This window comes from Amycolatopsis sp. NBC_00348 (assembly GCF_036114655.1).
In the GTDB taxonomy this organism is placed as follows: Bacteria; Actinomycetota; Actinomycetes; order Mycobacteriales; family Pseudonocardiaceae; genus Amycolatopsis.
Map to the genome: position 1 here is coordinate 7,762,126 of NZ_CP107994.1, position 22,356 is coordinate 7,784,481.

Annotated in this window: 20 protein-coding genes; 12 read left to right on the top strand and 8 right to left on the bottom strand. The window is 70.0% G+C overall.

What is annotated here, in order from left to right:
• Positions 1–27: 27 nt before the first annotated feature.
• From OHS58_RS34150 to ssd, 3 genes are read right to left on the bottom strand one after another with little or no spacing between them, the layout of a single operon-like run.
• Positions 28–1,179: a TadA family conjugal transfer-associated ATPase gene (locus OHS58_RS34150; RefSeq protein ID WP_328645230.1), complete on the bottom strand. Its 1,152-nt coding sequence runs from the start codon at positions 1,177–1,179 to the stop codon at positions 28–30.
• Entirely contained in the window at positions 1,176–1,313 is a 138-nt protein-coding gene (locus OHS58_RS34155) for a hypothetical protein (protein WP_328645231.1), read from the bottom strand. Before OHS58_RS34155 ends, OHS58_RS34150 begins: the two co-directional genes overlap by 4 nt.
• A gap of 29 nt (positions 1,314–1,342) precedes the next feature.
• Positions 1,343–2,416, bottom strand: coding sequence for a septum site-determining protein Ssd (gene ssd / locus OHS58_RS34160; protein WP_326944967.1), 1,074 nt, complete (start codon positions 2,414–2,416; stop codon positions 1,343–1,345).
• 556 nt (positions 2,417–2,972) lie between these two features.
• On the opposite strand from ssd, the gene OHS58_RS34165 reads away from it, so the two are divergent.
• The 7 genes from OHS58_RS34165 (at position 2,973) to OHS58_RS34195 (ending at position 12,722) form a co-directional block, all read left to right on the top strand.
• The gene (locus tag OHS58_RS34165; RefSeq protein ID WP_247058844.1) at positions 2,973–3,803 is read left to right on the top strand and encodes an HAD family hydrolase; all 831 of its coding nucleotides are present in this window, start codon (positions 2,973–2,975) and stop codon (positions 3,801–3,803) included.
• Between the two features lie 791 nt (positions 3,804–4,594).
• Positions 4,595–6,352, top strand: coding sequence for a glycoside hydrolase family 3 protein (locus tag OHS58_RS34170; RefSeq protein WP_326960022.1), 1,758 nt, complete (start codon positions 4,595–4,597; stop codon positions 6,350–6,352).
• Entirely contained in the window at positions 6,349–7,623 is a 1,275-nt protein-coding gene (locus OHS58_RS34175) for an exo-beta-N-acetylmuramidase NamZ family protein (protein ID WP_326944968.1), read from the top strand. Before OHS58_RS34170 ends, OHS58_RS34175 begins: the two co-directional genes overlap by 4 nt.
• Before the next feature lie 47 nt (positions 7,624–7,670).
• Positions 7,671–9,404, top strand: coding sequence for a serine hydrolase (locus OHS58_RS34180; protein ID WP_328649903.1), 1,734 nt, complete (start codon positions 7,671–7,673; stop codon positions 9,402–9,404).
• Between the two features lie 211 nt (positions 9,405–9,615).
• Complete coding sequence (locus OHS58_RS34185) at positions 9,616–10,617, top strand: MurR/RpiR family transcriptional regulator (protein ID WP_371827597.1); 1,002 nt, start codon at positions 9,616–9,618, stop codon at positions 10,615–10,617.
• A 23-nt stretch (positions 10,618–10,640) separates the two neighbouring features.
• Positions 10,641–11,570 carry an N-acetylmuramic acid 6-phosphate etherase gene (locus tag OHS58_RS34190; protein WP_328645232.1) on the top strand — a complete coding sequence of 310 codons (930 nt, stop codon included), beginning with the start codon at positions 10,641–10,643 and terminating at the stop codon, positions 11,568–11,570.
• A gap of 66 nt (positions 11,571–11,636) precedes the next feature.
• Positions 11,637–12,722 carry a HoxN/HupN/NixA family nickel/cobalt transporter gene (locus tag OHS58_RS34195; RefSeq protein ID WP_326951697.1) on the top strand — a complete coding sequence of 362 codons (1,086 nt, stop codon included), beginning with the start codon at positions 11,637–11,639 and terminating at the stop codon, positions 12,720–12,722.
• Here OHS58_RS34195 and OHS58_RS34200 read toward each other — a convergent pair.
• Complete coding sequence (locus OHS58_RS34200) at positions 12,649–13,797, bottom strand: MFS transporter (RefSeq protein ID WP_328645233.1); 1,149 nt, start codon at positions 13,795–13,797, stop codon at positions 12,649–12,651. The two genes, OHS58_RS34195 and OHS58_RS34200, sit on opposite strands and share 74 nt — an antisense overlap.
• Before the next feature lie 115 nt (positions 13,798–13,912).
• Here OHS58_RS34200 and OHS58_RS34205 point away from each other — a divergent pair, with 115 nt between their 5' ends.
• Positions 13,913–14,218 (top strand): ArsR/SmtB family transcription factor, encoded by a 306-nt coding sequence (locus OHS58_RS34205; protein ID WP_247058850.1) that lies wholly within the window; start codon positions 13,913–13,915, stop codon positions 14,216–14,218.
• On the opposite strand, the gene OHS58_RS34210 is transcribed toward OHS58_RS34205, so the two are convergent.
• Positions 14,215–14,937 (bottom strand): oxidoreductase, encoded by a 723-nt coding sequence (locus OHS58_RS34210; protein WP_326956810.1) that lies wholly within the window; start codon positions 14,935–14,937, stop codon positions 14,215–14,217. The genes OHS58_RS34205 and OHS58_RS34210 overlap by 4 nt on opposite strands.
• Entirely contained in the window at positions 14,934–15,431 is a 498-nt protein-coding gene (locus tag OHS58_RS34215) for a phosphoribosyltransferase (protein WP_247058852.1), read from the bottom strand. Before OHS58_RS34215 ends, OHS58_RS34210 begins: the two co-directional genes overlap by 4 nt.
• Positions 15,432–15,544: 113 nt before the next feature.
• Here OHS58_RS34215 and OHS58_RS34220 point away from each other — a divergent pair, with 113 nt between their 5' ends.
• The 3 genes from OHS58_RS34220 (at position 15,545) to OHS58_RS34230 (ending at position 18,886) form a co-directional block, all read left to right on the top strand.
• The gene (locus tag OHS58_RS34220; RefSeq protein ID WP_328645234.1) at positions 15,545–16,147 is read left to right on the top strand and encodes a GNAT family N-acetyltransferase; all 603 of its coding nucleotides are present in this window, start codon (positions 15,545–15,547) and stop codon (positions 16,145–16,147) included.
• Positions 16,148–16,245: 98 nt separating this feature from the next.
• On the top strand, positions 16,246–18,228 hold the full coding sequence (acs, locus tag OHS58_RS34225) for an acetate--CoA ligase (RefSeq protein ID WP_328645235.1): 1,983 nt from the start codon (positions 16,246–16,248) through the stop codon (positions 18,226–18,228).
• Positions 18,229–18,370: 142 nt separating this feature from the next.
• Positions 18,371–18,886 (top strand): DUF6319 family protein, encoded by a 516-nt coding sequence (locus OHS58_RS34230; RefSeq protein WP_326944976.1) that lies wholly within the window; start codon positions 18,371–18,373, stop codon positions 18,884–18,886.
• A gap of 718 nt (positions 18,887–19,604) precedes the next feature.
• Here OHS58_RS34230 and OHS58_RS34235 read toward each other — a convergent pair.
• Positions 19,605–19,946 carry a cupin domain-containing protein gene (locus OHS58_RS34235; RefSeq protein WP_328645236.1) on the bottom strand — a complete coding sequence of 114 codons (342 nt, stop codon included), beginning with the start codon at positions 19,944–19,946 and terminating at the stop codon, positions 19,605–19,607.
• A gap of 84 nt (positions 19,947–20,030) precedes the next feature.
• On the opposite strand from OHS58_RS34235, the gene OHS58_RS34240 reads away from it, so the two are divergent.
• On the top strand, positions 20,031–20,738 hold the full coding sequence (locus tag OHS58_RS34240; RefSeq protein WP_326956802.1) for a VIT1/CCC1 transporter family protein: 708 nt from the start codon (positions 20,031–20,033) through the stop codon (positions 20,736–20,738).
• On the opposite strand, the gene OHS58_RS34245 is transcribed toward OHS58_RS34240, so the two are convergent.
• Positions 20,735–22,192, bottom strand: a complete 1,458-nt coding sequence (locus tag OHS58_RS34245; RefSeq protein ID WP_326944979.1) for a peptide MFS transporter — start codon at positions 22,190–22,192, stop codon at positions 20,735–20,737. The two genes, OHS58_RS34240 and OHS58_RS34245, sit on opposite strands and share 4 nt — an antisense overlap.
• Between the last annotated feature and the right edge of the window lie 164 nt (positions 22,193–22,356).

Consider the following 22,356-nt stretch of genomic DNA (forward strand, 5'->3'; position numbering starts at 1 on the left):
GCGGGAAACGTTGTCCGGTAAGGAAAGTCAGCACGTGAGGGATCCCGTCGTCACGAAGAGGTGGCGGTCGACCGTCCAGCGACCCGCGCGCCACACCGGCACCACCCGCGCGCGGCCGTGCTCGCCGCGGAGCACGCCGACTTCGGCGAGGCGGCGTCGGCCGCCCGGCTCGCGTCGCATGTGGAGGACGACGCGGACCGCCGCGACGAGCTGGCTGTGCACGGCGTCACGGCCCAGCCCGCCGAGTGCGGCCAGCGCCTCGATGCGGGCGGGCACCTCGGCCGGGGAGTTGGCGTGGAGCGTGCAGGCGCCGCCGTCGTGGCCGGTGTTCAGGGCGGTGAGCAGGGCGCCGACCTCGGCGCCGCGGACCTCGCCGACGACCAGCCGGTCGGGGCGCATGCGCAAGGCCTGGCGCACCAGCTCGGGCAGGCCGACCGCGCCCGCCCCCTCCACGTTGGCCGGCCGGGCGACGAGGCCGACGAACTGCGGGTGCGCGGGCTGCAGCTCGCCGGCGTCCTCGACGCAGACGATCCGCTCGCCCGGGTCGACCGCGCCGAGCAGCGCGGCCAGCAGGGTGGTCTTGCCCGCGCCGGTGCCGCCGGTGACGAGGAACGCCATTCGCCGCGTCACGACGTGCTGCAGCAGTTTCGCGCCGCTCGCGTCGAACGCGCCGAGCTCTTGCAGGGCGGAGAGGTCGTGCGTAGCCGGGCGGAGGACGCGCAGGGACAGGCAGGTGCCGTTGGCCGCGACCGGCGGGAGGACGGCGTGCACGCGGATGCGCCCGTGCGGGCCGGATCCGGGGAGCCAGCCGTCCACATAGGGCTGTGCGTCGTCGAGGCGGCGGCCGGCCGCCAGCGCGAGGCGCTGGGCCAGGCGGCGGACGGATTCCTCGCCTTCGAAGCGGATTCCGGTGCGGGTGAGGCCGTGCGGGCCGTCCGTCCAGACCTCGCCCGGGCCGGTGACGAGGACGTCGGTGGTCGCCGGGTCGTCGAGGAGCGGAGCCAGCGGGCCGGCGCCGACGAACTCGTCACGGGCCTGGCGGACGGCGTCGAGCACGGCGTCGTGGCCGAGGGCGCCGCCCGCTTCGGCACGGACCGCGGTCGCGACGGCGACCGGATCGGCCTGGCGGCGGTCGCCGGCGAGGCGGTTGCGGACGCGGTCCACGAAGTCGGTCGTCACGGGTTCACCGCCTTGGGCTGGGAGGGTGGCCGGGGCGGGGAGCTGCGAGGCGGGAACAGCTCCAGGAACTGCTTCACGCTCGCGGTGTTGCGGCCGGCCAGGGTCAGGATCGTCGGGAGCAGGAGGTCACCCACTCGGGTCGGGGATGTCGGCAGACCTGACGTCATCGGGTCGCCGCCCGGGCTTCGCGGCGGGCCACCGACAGGACGTCCGCCGCCGCTGTGGACAGGGGCCCGGTCTGCTTGGCCGGGAATTCGCCGCGCTCCACGGCCGCGGGCAGGCCTCGCTCCAGGGGCATCGAAGCCAGCAGAGGCGGCCCGAGGAGGCCGGCCGTCTGGGCGGGTGAGACTCCGGAGCGGGACCGTCCACACGCGACCACCCCCAGGCGGGCCGTCAGCTCCGACAGCCCGCGCAGCACCTGCTTCGCCGCCATGCACGCGCGGAACTCCACCGGAACGACGAGCACCACCAGGTCGGCCACCGTGACCGCTTCCAACGCCGCGTCACCCAAGGTGCGCGGGAGATCGCAGACCACCGTGCGACCCGCGCGGCGGCCCGCGGCGAGGACCGCCGACAGCGACTCCACCCCCGGGCCTTCACCTTCCCGGCCGCACGCCAGCACCGGCAGGCTGCCGCCTCGGTGACGGCGCTGGGGCAGCGCGGCGGCCAGCGCCGGTACCGACACCCGGCCGCTCAGCCGGACCTCGGACCAGCGCGGGCCGGGCGTCTTCTCCAAGCCGAGCAACAGATCCAGACCGCCGCCCAGCGGATCGCAGTCCACGAGCAACGCGCCGCCGGGGTCGCGGTCGGCCGCCAGCGCGAGAGTCGCGGCGAAGACGGACGCGCCCGCGCCCCCGCGGCCGCCGACCACGCCGAGCACCAGCCCGGCCTGCTCGGCCGGCGTCTCGACGACGTCCGCGAACGCCCCCGCTAGCTCGGTCTCCTCCTCCGGCAACGAGATCACGCGCTCGACGCCGACGCGGAACGCGTGCTCCCACGTCCTCGGCTCCGGGGTGCCTTTGCAGACCAGGAGGATCCCGCCACGCCGGGGCAGCGAGGGTGGCCGCAACGCCGTTTCCTCGTCGAGGACCACCAGCGGCGCCCGGGCCCACTGCCCGCCGGCCGCGGTCAGGTCCGGGGCGCGGTCGAGCTCGCAGCCCGCCACCGCGGCCACGCGCAGAATCTCGTCGAGCACGGTTTCGTCCGTGGCGACCACGAGCGGTCGTTCCCCCGCCATGTGTTCCTCCCCCGTCGTCGGTGCGGGCCTCGGATGGCCCGGGTTCCACCGTCGCGGCGGGGGGCCTGGGGGCACAACGGGTCGGGGGCCGGGCTGTGGACAACCGGGGTGTTGTGGACAACTGCCGCTGGGGGAACGGCTCGCGCGCCGGTTCTGTCGGTGGGGCGTGGCAGGATCGCGGCGGCACCCGCGTCGCAATAGGCCCGACGGGAAAAGATTTCCGGAAAGGCGAATGGCGCGACAGAATCGTCCGGCGATTCGGAACCCGGGCTCGCGAAAGGCGAGCGTGAGGTTAAGAAGGCGGCCCCCGCCAGGGGGGAGGGACGGGGGCCGCCAAGGGTTCAGCCCCGGGGGGTCGGACTGAACCGGCCCGGTTGGACACCGGGCTCCCTCACTGTAACTCCGCCGGACGCCCGGGAGCCCAGCGGACGAGGCACACAGTTCGGTAACGGCATCGCGCGTCGAAAGTCCCTTCCTGTCATGGATTTTCCGGCGACACGACGCGCTTGTGGTGGATCAACGGGACGCGTCGCGATCAAGCTCTTATCCTGGACACGTGGCCGAACCGATCAGCGCGCCGACGCGCATCCGGAAGCCGGGCCCGGAGCACGCGGTGGCCGCGTTCTTCGACCTGGACAAGACGATCATCGCTTCTTCTAGCGCGCTGGCGTTCAGCAAACCATTGCTGAAGGAGGGACTGATCAACCGTCGCGCCGCGTTGCGCAGCGCCTACGCGCAGCTGGTGTTCTCGCTCGCCGGCGCGGACGAGAACAAGACCGAGCGGATGCGCGCGGAGGTCTCCGCGCTGTGCACCGGCTGGGACGTCGCGCAGGTTTCGGCGATCGTGCGGGAAACCCTGCACGACGTCGTCGACCCGCTCGTGTACGCGGAGGCGACGGAGCTGATCGCGCAGCACCGCGAAGACGGCCACGACGTCATCGTGCTCTCGGCGACCGGCGAGGAGGTCGTCGCGCCCGTCGCGGAGATGCTCGGGGCGACCCGGAGCGTGGCGACGCGGATGCAGATCGTCGACGGCCGCTACTCCGGCGAGGTCGACTTCTACTGCTACGGCGCCAACAAAGCCGTCGCCGCGAAGCAGCTCGCCGCGACCCACGGCTACGACCTCGCCGAGTGTTTCGCCTACACCGATTCGAGCACCGACATCCCGCTGCTCGAGGTCGTCGGGCACCCGCACGCGGTCAACCCGGACAAGCTGCTGCGGCGGGAGGCGCTCGACCGCGGCTGGCCGATCCTGGCGTTCGACCGGCCCATGTCGCTGCGCAGCCGGATCCCGACCCGGTCGGCCGGCATGGTGGCCCTCGGTGTCGGCGCGATGGCCGCCGGGGCGACCTGGTACGGCCTCAGCCGGCGCCGCCGGACCCGGTAGCGGCGGCCGGGCCACCCATACGGCCGTACAACTTCCGCTTTGCTTGGCCCAGCCCCGAATTGTCCGTCGCTGAGGGTGCCCGTGTCACCCGATCCAGCCTCTGTACCGGTGCACCCATCCGCGCACTTGAAGTGACCGGGCTCACGGCGTAGAAAGAAGGTGCGGACGTTCGGTCGGCCAGGGAACAGGTAGAAGAGAAGCCTGTTCCACCCCGGCGAATCTCCGTGCGCGGACTCCGGGAACCCACGCGCAGCGCGCCGCGGGAGGCTCGTCGTCTAGGGACTGCGTAGTGGGACGCCACACGCCGAGTCCATGTAGGTACGACCAGAGTTGCACGCTTGGTCGCCCGAGATGTTCGCGCTTTGCAGGCGGCGCCCGTTGGCCTTTGGCCACGGGCGCCGCCTCGTCATATGGGTAGCCCGAGCGCGCGGTATCGGCCGCTCGGAGGAGCCGCCGACGCCGAACGCGCGCCCCTGGCGCACAGGAGCCGAGCCGCCGGCGGTGGAACGAAGCCGTGCGAGGCGAGGCTGGGCCGTTCGGGTCACCCCTCCCACCAGTCCGTTCGGGTGAGCCGCATCTTGCGAACGGCGAATTTCCTACCGATCCGGGTACGAACTCGACCGTTGCTGCGGTCGGTCGATGGACATCGAAGGATTCGGTGAGTAGCTTCCCGATATTGGCGCCTCTGAGTGGACTTCTCACGTCACACCGGGCGCCCGCAACTTTCTGGGAGGCTGGTCGTGACGACCCGAAATCGGAGGTTCCATGCGTTCGCGCTGCCCGTCGCGGGGCTGCTCGCCCTCACCGGTGTGGGTGTCGCGACCGCGGCCAGCGCACCGGCGGTGAGCGCGGACGCGCAGGCCGACGCCGCGGCGACGCAGGCGCTTCGGGGACTGACGCTCGAGCAGAAGGTCGGGCAGCTGTTCGTCACCTGGGTGAACGGCAAGTCCGCGGACGAGGTCAACCCGAAGAACCAGACCGACTTCGGCGTCGACACCCCGGCGCAGGTGGTCCAGAAGTACCACCTGGGCGGCGTCATCTACTTCAACAACGACAGCCGCGACAACTTCGACGACCCCGTCCAGGTCGCGAAGCTGTCCAACGGCCTCCAGAAGGCCGCCGTCTCGAGCGGGGCGCACATCCCGCTGCAGGTCGGCGCCGACCAGGAGGGTGGCACGGTCACCCGGATGGGCGCGCCCGCCACGGAGTTCCCGAACTCGATGGCCGTCTCGGCCGGGCGTGACACCGGCCGGGCGACGAAGGCCGCGACGGTCCTCGGGCACGAGCTGCGCGCGGTCGGCATCAACCAGGACTTCGCACCCGATTCGGACGTCAACTCGAACCCGGCGAACCCGGTCATCGGCGTCCGCTCCTTCGCCGGGCAGCCCGGCCTCGCGAGCCAGTTCGTCACCGCCGAGGTCAAGGGTTATCAGAACTCGGACTTCCCGACGAAGACCGTCTCCGCGACGGCCAAGCACTTCCCCGGCCACGGTGACGCCGCCACCGACAGCCACACCGGCCTGCCCCGGATCGACCGCACCGAGCAGCAGTGGCGTGCCATCGACGTGCCGCCGTTCAAGGCCGCGATCGCGGCGGGCATCGACTCGATCATGAGCGCGCACATCCAGTTCCCGAGCCTCGACCCGTCGCTCGAGCCGGCGACGCTGTCGCAGCCGATCATCACCGGCAAACTGCGCAAGGAACTCGGTTACAACGGCGTGGTCATCACCGACTCACTGGAAATGCAGGGTGTGCGGGAAATGCACAGCGACGCCGAGATCCCGGTGCTCGCGCTGAAGGCAGGCATCGACCAGCTGCTCATGCCGGTGCACCTGGACGTCGCGATCAACGCGGTGCTCAACGCCGTGAAGACCGGCGACCTGTCGATGCAGCGGATCGACCAGAGCGTGCTGCGCGTGCTGAAGCTGAAGTTCAAGCGCGGCATCCTGTTCTCGCCGTTCGTCGACGCGAACCGGGTGATGAAGACCGTCGGCACGCCGGCCAACCTCAAGACCGCGCAGGACATCGCCGACCGCGGCATCACGGCCATCGCCAACGACGCCGGCGTCCTGCCGCTCAAGCAGAAGCCCGCGACGGCGCTCGTGACCGGCTGGGGCGTCTCCACGACGGCGACGCTCGCCCAGAAGCTCACCGCGCACGGCACGGCGGCGACGGCGTACCAGACCGGGCAGGCCCCGACCGACGCCCAGATCGCGCAGGCCGCGGCGAACGCCAAGAACGTCGACCTCGTGGTCGTGCTGACCAACAACATCGGCGGCTTCCCGCTGCAGACCAAGCTCCTCCAGGCCCTGCAGGCCACCGGCAAGCCGGTCGTCGCGGTCGCCGCGCAGATCCCGTACGACGCGGGTTACGCGAACGCCGTGCCGACCTGGCTGGCGACCTACGGCTACATCAACCCGACGCTGGAGGCGCTGACCAAGGTCATCCTCGGCGAGACGAAGCCGGTCGGGAAGCTGCCGGTCGACATCCCGGCGGGCGCCGACCTGCAAACCGTGAAGTACCCGTTCGGCCACGGGCTCACCTGGTGAACCTGAACCGGCGCCACTTCCTCGGCGCGAGCGCGGGCGCCCTCGCGGTCCCGGTCCTGGCGGGTGGTTCAGCCCGGGCGCAGTCGGAACAACCCGGGCAGACGCAGACCCACGGAAGGGTGCTGACCGGCGCGGAGCAGCTGGCCGGCCAGGGCTGGCAGGCCTTCAAGGGCCGCAAGCTCGGCGTGCTGTCGAACCCGACCGGGGTCCTGCTGAACGGGGACCACATCGTCGACTCGATGGTCGCGGCCGGCGTCAAGCCGGTCGCGGCCTTCGGGCCCGAGCACGGCTTCCGCGGCAGCGCGCAGGCCGGCGGCTCCGAAGGCGACTACACGGACCCGCGCACCGGCGTGCCCGTGTACGACGCGTACGGCGCCGACGCGACGAAGCTCGCTTCGCTGTTCACCAAGGCGGGCATCGACACGCTCGTGTTCGACATCGCGGACGTCGGCGCGCGCTTCTACACCTACATTTGGTCGCTCTACACGGCGATGGTGGCCGCGGCCCGGACCGACGTCGCTGTCGTCGTGCTCGACCGCCCGAACCCCATCGGCGGCCGGCTCGCCGGGCCGGTGCTCGACCCGAAGTTCGCCTCCGGGATCGGGAAGAAGCCGATCGCCCAGCAGCACGGCATGACCGTCGGCGAGCTCGCGCACTTCTTCGCCGAAGAGTTCCTGCCGGGCGAAGGCGTGAAGCTCGCGAAGCTGGACGTCGTCCAGGTACGCGGTTGGCAGCGTGACGTCCAGTTCGCGCAGACCGGGCTGAACTGGGTGCTGCCGAGCCCGAACGTGCCGACGCCGGACACGGCGCTCGTCTACCCCGGCACCGGCATGTTCGAAGGCACGGTGTTCTCCGAAGGCCGCGGGACGACGCGGCCGTTCGAGATCATCGGCGCGCCCGGGCTCGACTGGCGCTGGCGGGAGAAGCTCGAGGAGCTCCACCTGCCCGGCGCGAAGTTCCGGGAGATCTACTTCGTGCCGACGTTCAACAAGTTCGTCAACGAGACCTGCGGTGGTGTCCAGGTGAGCGTCAGCGATCCGCGGGCCTTCGACGCGATCCGGACCGCGGTCGCCATGCTCGTCACGGCGAAGGCGCTGCACCCGGACAAGTTCGCCTGGCGCCCCGACAACTACATCGACAAGCTCTCCGGGTCCGACCGGCTCCGGACCATGATCGACGCCGGTGCGGGCGTCGACGAGGTCACCGGGGCCTGGCGGGCCGAGCTCGCCGCGTTCGACCACACCCGCCGTCGCCACCTGCTCTACCGCTGAGAGGAAGAGTCGTGCGTGCTAGGAAGGTCCTCGCCGCGGCCACCGGAGTGCTGGTCGCGCTGACCACGTTGACCTCGGGAGCCAGTGCCATCACCACCCCCGCCGGGCGCCATGACCCCGATGCCGGCCGCTTCGACCGGCCGCAGCAAGGCTTCGCGCCTTCGTGGACGACCCTGCGCGACGGGCCCCCGAAGGACGTCAACCTCGACCCGGCGCCGATCAAGTCCGCCGAGGACTTCCTGGCGAGCTGGACGAAGCCGGACGCCACCGGGCACCCGCACTTCTCCGGCGCGGTCGGGCTGCTGGCGCACGACGGCGTGGTCGTCGACCGGTACGCGGTCGGCGGCGCAGTGCGGTACGCCGACGCCGCGGGCACCGAACTGCCCGCCGACCAGCAGGTCCCGATGCGGAACGACACCATCTTCGACATGGCGTCGATCTCGAAGCTGTTCACCTCGATCGCCGTGCTGCAGCTCATCGAACGCGGGCAGCTGACCGTCGACACCCCGGTGTCCCGCTTCTTCCCGGAGTTCGCGACCGGCGACAAGGCCGCCATCACGATCAAGATGCTGCTCACGCACGTCTCCGGGTTCGACGCCGACCCGATCCCCTCGCTGTGGGCCGGCTACCCGGACATCCCGTCGCGCCGGCAGGCCGTGCTCGACAGCCCGCTGAAAAACAAGCCGGGCACGACGTACCTCTACTCCGACATCAACCTGCTCACCCTCGGCTTCATCGTCGAGAAGCTGACCGGGCAGCCGCTGGACGAGGTGGTGCACGACCGGATCACCGGGCCGCTGGGCATGGCCGACACGGGGTACAACCCGCCCGCGTCGAAGCTGAGCAGGATCGCCGCGACGGAGTTCGAGGCGAACCCGCCACGCGGGATGGTGCGCGGCAGCGTGCACGACGAGAACGCGTGGTCGCTCGGCGGCGTCGCCGGGCACGCCGGGGTGTTCAGCACGGCGGGCGACATGGCCGTGCTGGCCCAGACGATCCTCAACGGCGGCAGTTACCGCGGGCACCGGGTCCTGCGCCCGGACACCGTGCGTCTGATGCTCACCAACTACAACCAGCAGTTCCCGGACGACTCGCACGGCCTCGGCTTCGAGCTCGACCAGCCCTGGTACATGGGTGCGCTGGCCTCGCCGGTCACCGCCGGGCACACCGGTTTCACCGGAACGACGCTGGTCATCGACCCGGAGTCGCGCTCGTTCGCGATCTTGCTGACGAACCGCGTGCACCCGAGCCGCAACTGGGGCTCGATCAACACCGCCCGCCAGGTGTGGGCGACGTCGCTCGCGCGCGCGATGGCCGTCAAGCCGGCCGCCGGGAAGGACGCCTGGACGAGCACGCTGGGTAACAACGCCGTTGCCACGCTGAGTACCCGCCCCATTACTACGCAAAGTGATCAAGCTCGCGTGTCCTTCTACGCCTTCGTGGACACCGAGGGAAGCACCGATCCACTTCAGCTGCAGGCCAGCACCGACGGGGTGAACTGGCAACCGATCGCGCTATCGGTATCCGGGCCGGGTGCACCGTCCGGAGACGTGACGTCGCTCTCCGGGCACGGGCACCGTGCCTGGTGGAAGGTGACGGCCAAGCTGCCCCAGGCCGCCGGGATCAGCCTCAGGTGGCGTTACGGCACCGATCCGAACTACACGGGCCGCGGAGTTTCGGTCGACGGTGTGAAAGTCACCGAACGCGGCCGAGCACTCCTCGACGGTGAGCGAGAATCGTCTGCTTTCACCGCTGAAGGTTTCCAGTTGAGCGCACGGTGACCGTTCGGTCGCCCAACGCCGACATCCGTGTACCGCTGAGCGGTACCAAGCCGTTTGCGTCGCGACACTAAGTTGCCAAGTCGTTAGCTTGACCTCGTTAACAAGGTCGACCCTGTTGGCGACTTTCTGGTCAACGATTAATCGCAAATCGAGATCCGCAGACACGGACGGGTTGCGATCGTACCGAAGGGTGTGGGTAACCTTGTCGCAAATGCCAACGGTTAGTAACTTTCCGACGGTGACTGATACCGAATCCGTAGTCGGAACGGCACCGTCCGAAGCCGTACCGGTCCAGACGGCCGTGCGGGACGCCGACGCCAGCCCGCTGGTGCGGATCCGGTCGCTGCTCCCCGGACTGGCCCGCGCCGAGCAGCGCGTGGCCAAGGTGGTGCTGGAGGATCCCGCGCACGTCGCGAGACGCAGCATCACCGAGGTGGCCCTGGCCGCCAACACGAGCGAGACGACGGTGACGCGGTTCTGCAAGGCCGTCGGCGTCGGCGGGTACCCGCAGCTGCGCATCGCGCTGGCCGCGGACACCGCCCGCACCGAGGCGCGCAGCTCGCGCAACCTCGGCGGCGAGATCGGCCCGGACGACGACCTGGCCGCCGTGATCAGCAAGGTCAGCTTCGCCGACGCGCGCGCCGTCGAAGAGACGGCCGAGCAGCTCGACGTCGCCACGATGCAGCGCGTCATCGAGGTCGTCGCCAACGCCGGCCGCTCCGACGTCTACGGCGTGGGCGCCAGCGCGTTCGTCGCCGCGGACCTGCAGCAGAAGCTGCACCGCATCGGCCGCGTGTGCTTCGCGTGGTCGGACACGCACATCATGCTCACCTCGGCCGCGGTGCTGAGCCCCGGTGACGTCGCGATCGGCGTCTCGCACACCGGCGCGACCACCGACACCGTCGAGGCGCTGCGGGTGGCCCGGGAGCACGGCGCGATCACCATCGCCGTGACGAACTTCCCGCGCTCCCCGATCACCGAGGTCGCCGACTACGTTTTGACGACGGCCGCCCGGGAAACCACCTTCCGTTCGGGGGCCACGGCGAGCCGCATCGCCCAGCTCACCGTCATCGACTGCCTGTTCATCGGCGTCGCGCAGCGGCACATGGACGCGTCGGTCAACGCCCTGGACGCCACCAGGGACGCGGTCGGCTCGCACCGCCTGGGTGTCAGGCCGGACGGTCGTCGCCGTCCTCGGGAAACCGGCAAGTAATGACCGGAGAAAATGTGAGGCGCATGATGACCGTCCCCACGCAGGCGGTGCACGTCGATTCGCCGACCGAGACCCGCAACCCCCGCACCACGGACATCGACCTGATGTCCACCGCGGGGATCCTGGGCGCGATCAACGCCGAGGACCGCACGGTCGCCGGCGCGGTCGCCGCGGTGCTGCCGCAGGTGGCACGGGCGGTGGACTACGCGGTGGAGGCACTGCGGGCCGGCGGCCGGGTGCACTACGTCGGCGCGGGGACCTCGGGTCGTCTCGCCACGCTGGACGCGGCCGAGCTGGTGCCGACGTTCAACGTGCCGGGTGACTGGTTCATCGCGCACCACGCCGGCGGCGAGCGCGCCCTGCGCCAGGCCGTCGAAAACGCGGAGGACGACGACGGGGCGGGCGCGGCCGAGATGGCCGCCATGGTCCAGCCGGGCGACTTCGTGCTGGGGCTGACGGCGTCGGGCAGGACGCCGTACGTCTTGGGCGCGCTGCTCGCGGCGTCGCGTCAGGGGGCCCGCACCGGGCTGGTGTCGGGCAACGCGAAGGCCGCCAAGCCGCCGGGCGTCGACGTGCTCATCGCCGTCGACACCGGGCCGGAGGCGATCGCCGGCTCGACCCGGATGAAGGCGGGCACGGCGCAGAAGATGATCCTCACGTCGTTCTCGACGGCGACGATGATCAAGCTCGGCCGGACCTACTCCAACCTGATGGTCAGCATGCGGGCCACCAACGCGAAGCTGCGCGGCCGGACCATCCGCATCCTGCAGGAAGCCACCGGCATGACGATGGCGGACTGCTCCGACGCGCTCACCGAGGCCGGGGGCGACCTCAAGGTGGCGCTGGTGCACCTGCTGTCCGGGGTGGACGTCACGAGCGCGGCGAAGGCGCTCCACACGTCCGGCGGACACGTTCGCAAGGCTCTTGACTTGGTGCGAGCGCGCGCCAGCTGAGATTGATTGCCCATCATCTGTTCACCTGTCTAACCTCTCAGATGAGAGGGAAGGCGGGTGGCGACGATGGGCGTGCTCGAAGCGACCGGTTCACGGCTGTCACGCCGTGAATGGGTCTCCGTGGGCGGGATGGCCGGGTTCATCCTGCTGCTGAACGTCGTGGGCTGGGTGGTGCTGGCGGCTTTCGTCGCACCCCAGCACTACGCGTTGGGCACTTCCGGCGTGTTCGGGATCGGGCTGGGCGTCACGGCGTTCACGCTCGGCATGCGGCACGCCTTCGACGCCGATCACATCGCGGCGATCGACAACACCACCCGCAAGCTGATGGCCGACGGCCAGCGGCCGCTGTCGGTCGGCTTCTGGTTCTCCCTCGGGCACTCGACGATCGTCTTCGTGCTGTGCCTCCTGCTCTCCCTCGGCGTCCGCGCCCTGGCCGGGCAGGTCGAGGACGACTCCTCGACGCTGCACCGGACCACCGGCCTCATCGGGACGTCGGTGTCCGGCGTGTTCCTGTACGTGATCGCGATCCTCAACCTCGTGGTGCTCGTCGGGATCCTGCGGGTGTTCAAGAGGATGCGCCGCGGCGAGTTCGACGAAGCCGCGCTGGAGCACCAGCTGGACAACCGGGGCCTGATGAACCGGCTGCTGCGCGGGGCGACGAAGGCCGTGCGCAAGCCGTGGCACATCTACCCGGTCGGCCTGCTCTTCGGGCTGGGCTTCGACACCGCGACGGAGATCGGCCTGCTGGTGCTGGCCGCGGGCGCCGCGACGTTCGCCCTGCCCTGGTACGCGATCCTCGTGCTGCCGATCCTGTTCGCCGCGGGGATGAGCCTGTTCGACACCGTGGACGGCTGCTTCATGAACTTCGCCTACGGCTGGGCGTTCGCGAAGCCGGTTCGCAAGATCTTCTACAACCTCACGGTGACGGCCTTGTCGGTCGCCGTCGCGCTGCTGATCGGCACGATCGAGCTGGTGTCGATCCTCGCCGAGAAGCTCGACATCACGTCCGGGCCGCTGGCCGCGATCGCGTCGGTCGACCTGGACTACGTCGGGTTCGCGATCGTCGGGTTGTTCGTCCTCACCTGGGTGATCGCACTGGCGGTGTGGCGGTTCGGGCGGATCGAGGAGAAGTGGTCCGCGAAGCTGGGTTGACGCCCAGCGCGAGGGCGGCCAGGGCGGCGAGCGCGCCGGCCGGCCCGACCCACCCCGGGCCCGCGTCGGCCAGCACGACGCCGCCGAGCACCGAGCCGAGCGCGCCGCCGACGTAGATCGCCGAACCGTTCACGCCCAGCGCGACGGTCGGGACGTCCGGCGCGATCGTGAAGAGCCGGTGCTGCTGCGGGACCATCAGCATCCCGCCGAACGCGCCCGCGAACAGCGCGAACAGCAGCGCCCCGGGCAGGGACAGCACGGCGACGTCCACGACCGCGAGCACGACCGCCGTGCCCGCCAGCGAAAACGCGAGGACCCGGGCCGGGCCGAGACGGTCGGTGGCGCGGCCGGTGAACGTGGTCCCGGCGAGCTGGCCGAGCCCGAACCCGACCAGCACCCAGGACAGCACGGCGCCGCTCGCGACCGGCGCGACCAGCACCGGCAGGTAGACGAACACGGTGAACGCCGCGAGCGTGCCGAAGACCGTCACCACCAGGACGCGGGCGACCGCCGGCCGGGCGACGACGGCGAGGCGTTCGCGCAGCCCGGCCGCGGGCACGCGGACCTCGGGGATGATCGGGATCAGCGCGGCGACGACGACCGCGACCACCCCGATCCCCCACATCACCGCGCGCCAGCCGAACCAGTGCCCGGCGAGCACGCCGATCGGGACGCCGAGCACCATCGACACGCTCATCCCGGCGGCGACCGTCGACAGGGCCCGCCCCCGGCGTTGCTCGGACGAGAGCGCCCCGGCGAGGACGTAGGCGTTCGACTGGAACGCCGCGGCGCCGACGGCGGCAAGCAGCCGGGCCGCGGCGACCACCGCGAACGACGTCCCGAGCGCCTGCCCGGCCATGCCGACGGTGAACAGCGCCATGCCGCCCGCGAGCAGCCGGCGGCGGTCCCAGCCGCCGGTGAACGCGGCGATGAGCGGTGACGCGACCGCGTACGTCAGGGCGAAGACGGTGGTGAGCTGGCCCGCGACGGACTCCGTCACGTGCAGGTCGGCGGCGATGACCGGTAGCAGGCCGTTGAGCACGAACCCGTCGGTGCCGACGGTGAACGTGCCCACCGCGAGGACGAGCAGGATCCCCAGCCGATCATTAGATGATCGTCGAATCGTCATACGGTCATGATGGAGCTACACTTCGATCGTTGTCAAACGATCCAACTGTTGGGAGATCACGGTGACCAGGACGCTGCCTCAACCGGCGCGCGAGGCGATCGAGATCGTGACGGTGCTGCAGGCGCTCGCCGATCCGGTGCGCCTGGAGGTCATCCGTGAGCTGTCGACGGTGACGGAGCCGCGCAGCTGCTCGCTCGAGGCGTACGACGTTGACATCACGGCGGCGACGCTGTCGCACCACTGGCGCGTGCTGCGCGAAGCGGGGTTGACGACGACGTTCGTCGACGGACGCCGGCGCTGGGTCGAACTACGGCGTGACGACCTGCAGGCGCGGTTTCCCGGCCTGCTGGACGCCGTGCTCAGCTAAGAGGCCGCGTCCGAGATGCTCTTCGCCTCGCGCGCACCGGCTTCGAACGCTTCGCAGTTGAAGAGCAGCCACGCGCGGACGCCTTCCGACGTCCCGCTCGCGAATCCTTGTGCCGCTTCGAGATAACGCGGCACCCGGCGGAAGAACGCGACCTCCGGGATGCTCAGCGCCTTCGGGTCCAAGCCCGTCGCGATCATCGTCAGCCGGGCCGCGGCCCGCGCCACGACGCCGTCCGCGCTGCCGAAAGGCTTGAGCGCCAGCAGTTCCCCGTGCACGACGGCCGCCAGTACCGGCCCCGGCACCGACGTCGCGCCGGTCACCAGCTGCGCCAGCATCTCCAGCCGCCCACCACCGGAATGCGGGCGCCCCAACGCATCCGGGTCGCTGACGAGGTCCGCCGCGGCGAGAACGTGCATGCGGGCCAACGCCTGCATGGGCGCGCGGCGCCACGTCGGCAGCAGCGTCTCCAACGTCTCGGCGACGCGCAGCGCACCCGCCAGCACCGGGTCGGCCACCGCGCCGTCGGCCGGCAGTTCCGGGTTGGCGCCTTCGATCCCGGCGGACGCGCGCGCCGCGCGGACCGAGGCTTCGCTCGCGGTCGCCGCACCCCCGCGCAGGTTCGCCGGGAGACGGTGCACCGCGAACACAGCGTCCTGCGCGGACTTCGCCGCCGCGGCCACGCCTTCGAGGTCGAGCAGGGGCTTCAGCGGGTCGCTCATGCGTCGAGAACCTGTCCTTCGCGCTTGACCACGGGCGGCAGCACCGACCACGGGAAGTTGATCCACTTGTCGGTGTGGCGCCAGACGTACTCGCACTTCACGGTGGAGTGCGGCTTCTCGTAGACGACGGCCGAACGCACCTCGGCGACGTGGTCGAGGCAGTAGTCGCGGACGAGCTTGAGGGTGGCGCCGGTGTCGGCGACGTCGTCGGCGATCAGCACCTTCTTGCTCGTGAGGTCGACGGCGTTCGGCACCGGCGGCAGCATCACCGGCAGGTCGAGGCGCTGGTCGACGCCGGTGTAGAACTCGACGTTCATCACGTGCAGGTTCTTCACGTCGAGCGCGTAACCGAGCGAGCCGGCGACGAACAGGCCGCCGCGGGCGATCGACAGGATGAGGTCAGGCGCGAAGCCGTCGTCGGCGACGGTGTGAGCCAGTTCACGCGCTGCCGTGCCGAACAGCTCCCAGCTCAGCTCTTCCCGCTCTTCGGCCATCGTTCTCGCCCTTCGGTCGTGGTCGGCCGAGCATAGGCAACGCCGAAGTGGACTCTGGAATTGCTCCGAAATTGGCTATCACGAACAGCCACTGGCCGCCTTACGGTGGTCCTGTGAGTGACTGGAGCACCCTGCCGACCCTGTCCGGTGAGCACGTCCGCCTGGAGCCGTTGACGCTCGACCACGCCAAGGGCCTGTTCGAGGCCGGTGCCGACCCGGGCATCTGGGCCTGGCTCAGCATCCGGCAGCCACTGGACGTCCCGGCCGCCGAACGGATGATCTCGGACGCGCTGGCCGACCCCGCCCGGCGGCCCTTCGCGCAGCTCGACGCCGCCTCCGGCCGGGTCGCCGGGACGACGTCGTACTACCAGGTCGTGGCGCAGCACCGGATCCTCTCGATCGGGCACACCTGGATCGGCGCGGACTGGCAGCGCACCGGGCTGAACACCGAGTCGAAACTGCTGTTGCTCACGCACGCGTTCGAAACCCTTGACGCGCAACGGGTCGCGTGGGAGACCGACATCCGCAACCTGCGCTCACAACGCGCCATCGAACGACTTGGCGCGCTTCGCGAAGGCGTCCTGCGCGCGCACCGGATCCGGCCGGACGGGTCGTCGCGCGACACCGTCACCTACTCGATGCTCGCGCCGGAGTGGCCGGCCGTGAAAGCCCGGCTGACTGAACGCTTAGTCACCGGCGCTCGCCTGCCTCGGTGAAACCCCGGGGCAACGTGGGTGCAACCTTTTACAAGGCGGACTAACGTCGCTAGCGTGCCGCTAGCCGGTGATCGGCGCACTACAGGAGGCCTTGCAACATGACCGAGCAGTCCCCAGCCCTGGACAACCTGCTCACCGAGAGCCGTACTTTCCCGCCCAGTGACGATTTCGCTGCTCAGGCCAACGCGCAGGCCGAGCTCTACGCCGAGGCGGACGCCGATCGCGAGGCCTTCTGGGCGAAGCAGGCGGAGCGGCTCACGTGGGACACGAAGTGGGCCACGGTACTGGACTGGACCAATGCGCCCTTCGCGAAGTGGTTCGTCGGCGGCAAGCTGAACGTCGCGTACAACTGCGTCGACCGGCACGTCGAGTCCGGCCACGGCGACCAGGTCGCGATCCACTGGGTCGGCGAGCCGGGTGACACCCGGGACATCACCTACGCCGAACTGAAGACCGAGGTCTCCCGGGCCGCCAACGCCCTCCTGTCCCTCGGCGTCACCGCCGGCGACGTCGTGGCGATCCAGCTGCAGATGATCCCCGAGGCCATCTTCGCGATGCTCGCGTGCGCCCGGATCGGCGCGCTGCACAGCGTCGTCTTCGGCGGCTTCTCCCCGACCGCGCTGCGCGCCCGCGTCGACGACGCCGCCGCGAAGATCGTGATCACCTCCGACGGCCAGTTCCGCCGCGGCAAGGCCGCGCCGATGAAGGCCAACGTCGACGAAGCGCTCGAAGGCGCCGACAGCGTCGAGAAGGTCATCGTCGTGCAGCGCACCGGCGACCAGCTCGAGGGCGACGTCCCGTGGACCGACGGCCGCGACCTCTGGTGGCACGAGCTCGTCGGCGGACAGTCCGAAGAGCACACTCCCGAGGCGTTCGACAGCGAGCACCCGCTGTTCATCCTCTACACCTCCGGCACCACCGGGAAGCCGAAGGGCATCCTGCACACCTCCGGCGGCTACCTGACGCAGACGGCGTACACGCACCACAACGTCTTCGACCACAAGGCCGGCGAAGACGTCTACTGGTGCACCGCCGACATCGGCTGGATCACCGGCCACAGCTACATCGTCTACGGCCCGCTCGCGAACCGCGTCACGCAGGTCGTCTACGAAGGCACGCCGAACACCCCGCACGAGGGCCGGCACTGGGAGATCATCCAGAAGCACAAGGTCTCCATCTACTACACCGCGCCGACGCTGATCCGCACGTTCATGAAGTGGGGCGCGGAAATCCCGGAGAAGTACGACCTCTCGTCGCTGCGGGTGCTGGGCTCGGTCGGCGAGCCGATCAACCCCGAGGCGTGGATCTGGTACCGCGAGAACATCGGCGCGGGCAAGGCGCCGATCGTCGACACGTGGTGGCAGACCGAAACCGGCGCGATCATGATCTCGCCGCTGCCGGGCGTCACCTCGACCAAGCCGGGCTCGGCGCAGAAGGCGCTGCCGGGCATCTCCGCGAAGGTCGTCGACGACCAGGCTCAGGAAGTCCCGCACGGCGGCGGTGGCTACCTGGTGCTCGACGAGCCGTGGCCGTCGATGCTGCGCGGCATCTGGGGCGACAACGAGCGCTACGAGGAGACGTACTGGTCGCGCTTCAAGGAGCAGGGCTTCTACTTCGCCGGTGACGGCGCGAAGTACGACAACGACGGCGACATCTGGCTGCTCGGCCGCGTCGACGACGTCATGAACGTGTCCGGCCACCGCATCTCGACGACCGAGGTCGAGTCGGCGCTCGTCTCGCACCCGACGGTCGCCGAGGCGGCGGTCGTCGGCGCGACCGACCCGACGACCGGGCAGGGCATCGTCGCGTTCGTCATCCTGCGCGGCAACGCCGTCGACGGTGGCGAAGAGGCCATCCAGGCGCTGCGCAACCACGTCGCGAAGGAGATCGGGCCGATCGCGAAGCCGCGGCAGATCATGGTCGTGCCGGAGCTGCCGAAGACGCGCTCGGGCAAGATCATGCGCCGTCTCCTGCGCGACGTCGCGGAGAACCGGCAGGTCGGCGACGTCACCACGCTGGCCGACTCGACGGTGATGGATCTGATCTCGTCGGGCCTGCAGACGGGCAAGTCCGAGGAGTGAGCTAGCGTCTTCTTGTCAGAGCCCTTCCGGCTTCGCGCCGGGAGGGCTCTTTCATGAACCCCCCGAGCGGCGCACTTCGAACGCATGTTCTACACTGTGCCGCGAACCACACCCCCTTCCCGGGCAAGGAGACGACACGACGATGACCGTGGATGTCCTGACGCACGACGAGGAAACGGCTTCGGCGACCCCTGAGGCGCCCGCCGTTGCCACTGACGAGGCGACGACCGTCACCGAGTCCGCGTCCACCTCTTCGGAGGGCGCTGCTTCTTCGGAGGCTGCCGCTCCTTCGGAGGACTCTGCTTCCGCTGAGCCCGCCGCCGAAGAGGCACCGAAGCCGAAGCGAGGCCGCCCGAAGGGTGCGGCGACCGCGTCGACGGCGAAGAAGACCCGCACGGTCGAGCTGATCCTGACCGTCACCGGCACCGCCGATGGCGAGTGGCAGGCCGAGCTGAAGAACGGCTCGAAGTGGGTCGCGAAGGGTCTGGAGATCCCCGCCGCCGCGGTGTCGCGCGCGGCGAAGGAACTGCACGCCGACCTGTCCGGCCCGATCGACGAGGTGATCAACCAGGCCCGCGAGGCGCAGGCCGCGAAGGTCGCCGCGCTGGAGGCCGAGCTCGAGAAGGCCAAGCAGGCCCTCGCCGAGCTGGACGCCTGAGTTTCAGCTTTCTCTCCAGGAAGCGCCCGGTTCCGCATTGGCGGGGCCGGGCGTTTCCGCTTTCCAGACCCTTTCCGCCTTCCGCACCCTTCCGCGGTTTTGCGGCGGCCGCGACGCCCGAAGGGCGCCCCCCACCCTTCCCTTGGGGGGCGTCCCCTGTTCCAGTCTACCGGCCCCCACCTGCGAAAACGGCCGCTCAGCGATCTGTGGACAACTTGCGCGACTGTGGATGGACGTTTGCGTGGCCGCTCGAATTCCGGTATTAACGGAGACTTGAAACGGCGGCCGACGGGCCAGCTCCGCACCGAGACGATCTGCTGACGTGACTGGGCGATCGGCTCGCTTATCTGGAGGCTCGGCTCGTGTACCGAGGCGGTCGGCTGACGTAACTGCGCGGTCGGCCTCGTGCACCTGGACGGTCGGCTCACGCACCCGAGGGGTCGGCTCACGTACCCAGAAAGTCGGCTCGCGTACCTAGACGGTCGGCTCGCGTACCTGGAGGGTCGGCTCGCACACCGAGACAGTCGGCTCGTGTGTCTGGACAGTCGACACGCGTGACTGAAGGGTCAACTCGCGTGATCAGCGGGTCAATCGCGTGGCTAGGGGCCGACACGCGTACCGAGACGGTCGGCGCACGTGTCTGGACGGTCGGCTCGCGTGACTGAAGGGTCAACTCGCGTGATCAGGGAGCCGGGACGGGAGCTGGGGCAGCGGGGGGTCAGGCGATCGGGGGGCGGGTCGGCAGTGGGGACTTGAACTCCACCCACATCGAGTCCGTCAGGGCCTCCACCTGGTGCGGAACCCCGCGAGGGTGCACCGCCGAGTCCCCCGGCTCCAGGATCGACTCCGCCCCATCGACCACGCCCCGAAGACGACCCGACAGGACGTACACGATCGAGTCGTGGTCGTGCGAATGAGCAGGTGAGGACACCCCGGCCGGGTAGTGGATCAAGTACGCCAGCCCCGAGTCCGCGCTCTCCAGCAGCCGGAACCGGCCCTCGCCGCCCTGGAGCGGCAGGCCCTCGACCGTAAGCAGGGGCTGCCACACTTGCTCGTCCATGCCCCCATCATGACCGAATGTCCCGCTGAGCGAGAAGTCCACTGAGGACTCTCTCAGGAACGTCTTTCGTGTTTCACTTGCCGGGTGATCGAAACGCATCCCCACGAGCCGCACGAAGGTGTCGGCGGGAAGCTGAACTGGCTGCGGGCCGGGGTTCTCGGGGCGAACGACGGGATCGTGTCCGTCGCGGGCATCGTCGTCGGGGTGGCCGGCGCGACCGCCGAACGCACCACGATCCTCACCGCCGGGATCGCCGGGCTGGTCGCCGGGGCCTTCTCCATGGCCGGCGGCGAGTACGTCTCGGTGAGCACCCAGCGCGACACCGAGCAGGCCCTGATCCGGCTGGAAAAACAAGAACTCACGACCATGCCGGAGGCCGAGGAGCACGAGCTCGCCGACATCTACCGGCAGAAGGGCCTCTCGCCCGAGCTGGCGCGGCAGGTCGCCCGCGAACTGACCGAAAAGGACGCGCTGCAGGCGCACGCGGAAGCCGAGCTCGGCATCGACCCGGGCCACCTGACCAGCCCGTGGCAGGCGGCGTGGGCGTCGCTGATCGCGTTCTCCGTCGGCGCGCTGCTGCCGCTGCTGGCCATCGCCTGGACCGGCGTCTCGCTGCGGGTGTGGGCGTGCGCGGCCGCGGTCGTCGTCGGCCTCACGCTGACCGGGTGGGTCAGCGCGAGGCTCGGCGACGCGCACGTGGGGCGCGCGATCCTCCGCAACGTCGGTGTCGGCGCCCTCACGATGGTGGTGACCTACTTCGTCGGGGTGCTGTTCGGCGTCACGATCGGTTAGTGCACGCCCTTCATCATCCGGCGGATGAACGGCGACGCCGCGAACAGCAGGACGCCGATGACGATGGCGACGCCGCCGACCGTGCCGAAGTACGCGCCTTCGTGCTCGGGTGAGTAGAACTCGGCGAGCTTGCCCGACATCGCCGTGCCGAACGAGATCGACAGGAAGTTCAGCGCCACCATCTGGGTGCGGAAGGCGTTCGGCGCCAGCTTCGTGGCCAGCGCCAGCCCGACCGGGGACAGGCCCAGCTCGCCCAGGGTGAACACGGCCAGCACGCCGACCATCGCGATCAGCGGGGTGCCGTTCTGGCCGGTGCCGGTGAACGGCAGGAACAGCAGGAACGCGACGCCCATGATGATCGTGCTGATGACGAACTTGATCGGCGACGACGGCTGCCGCGTCCCCAGTTTCGTCCACAGCAGCGCGAACAGCGGCGAGAACAGGATGACGAACACCGGGCCGACCGAGCCGACCCACGGGATCGGCATCTCCCAGCCGAAGATCCGCCGGTCGAGGCGGGTGTCGGCGTAGGTCGCGAGCACCGTGAAGATCTGCTGGTACAACGAGAAGAACGCGGCGCTGGCGATGAACATCGGGATGAACGAGTACACCCGGCTGCGCTCGTCGGCGTCGATCTTGCGGCTCGAGAGGATCACCGCGAAGTAGACGATCGAGATCCCGCCGACCGCCCAGAGCACGACGTCGGCGAGGTTGTCCGCCCGGACGACGCCGGTGAGCAGCAGCACGACGATCAGCGCGAGGACGACGACCACGCCGGCGACGACCAGCAGGCGGTTCGACGACGGCAGCGGGTTCGGCACCTCGTTCGCCTTGTCCGGCAGGTTGCGCCGGCCCAGCGTGTACTGGACCAGGCCCAGCGCCATGCCGATCGCGGCCAGGCCGAAGCCGAAGTGGAAGCCCGCCTGGTCCCAGACCAGGCCGGTGAGGATCTGCCCGACGAACGCGCCGAGGTTGATGCCCATGTAGAAGATCGTGAAGCCGGCGTCACGGCGTTCGTCGTCCGGCGCGTAGAGCGTGCCGACGATGCCGGTGGCGTTCGCCTTGAGCCCGCCGCTGCCGATCGCGACGCAGGCGAGGCCGACGCCGAGGCCCGCGACGCCCGGGATCACGGCCAGGCTGATGTGGCCGACCATGATCAGCACGGCGCTGAAGAACAACGTCCGTTCGGAGCCGAGCAGCCGGTCCGCGACCCACGACCCGAGCACGGTCGCGAGGTAGACCAGGCCGCCGTACGCGCCGACGATGCCGAGCGCCGGCGCCTTGGGCAGCGCGAGCCCGCCCTGGTCGATCGCGTAGTACAGGTAGAACGGCAGGATGCCGAGCATCCCGTAGTAGGAGAAGCGCTCCCACATCTCGACGCCGAAGAGGTTCGCCAGCCCTCGTGGGTGCCCGAAGAACCTCTTGTCCTGCTGGACCTCGGTGGAGGTGCTCACAACTGAGTCATCCTTTGTCTGGACTTCGTTGTCCGTTCGCATGTTATGAGGCCACCGTGTGACCCACCACCGGCACAAGGTGTGGTCCCCGCCATAACGGTCGGTGACGAACGGCATTAAAATACCGTCAAGGTGCGCCGGGAAGTCTGGTCGGCAACAGTGAT